The 236-nt window shown below is 64.8% G+C and carries 1 protein-coding gene; it reads left to right on the forward strand.

From position 1 onward, the window contains the following. Positions 1 to 236, forward strand: a 236-nt coding sequence (locus ENZ74_RS34285) for an NAD-binding protein (RefSeq protein WP_164761530.1), incomplete at both ends; no start/stop codon positions are given.

A 236-nucleotide genomic window follows, 5' to 3' on the forward strand; every position in this document is an offset into this window, starting at 1 on the left:
CGGCGGCGATCCAGCGCTCTACGAACGTCATCGGCCGGCCATCGAGGCGATGTGCGCAAAGTCGTTCCTGATGGGTCCGGTCGGCTCGGCGGCGGTGATCAAGGTGATCACCAACATGCTCGCCTTCATCCATCTCGTCGCCGCCGGCGAGGCGCTGATGTTGGCCAAACAAGGCGGGCTCGACCTCGCCCAGTCCTACCATGCCATCTCAGCCTCCTCCGGCAACAGCTTCGTCC

Source organism: Mesorhizobium sp. M7A.F.Ca.CA.002.15.2.1 (assembly GCF_003998715.1).
Classification (GTDB): domain Bacteria; phylum Pseudomonadota; class Alphaproteobacteria; order Rhizobiales; family Rhizobiaceae; genus Mesorhizobium; species Mesorhizobium ciceri.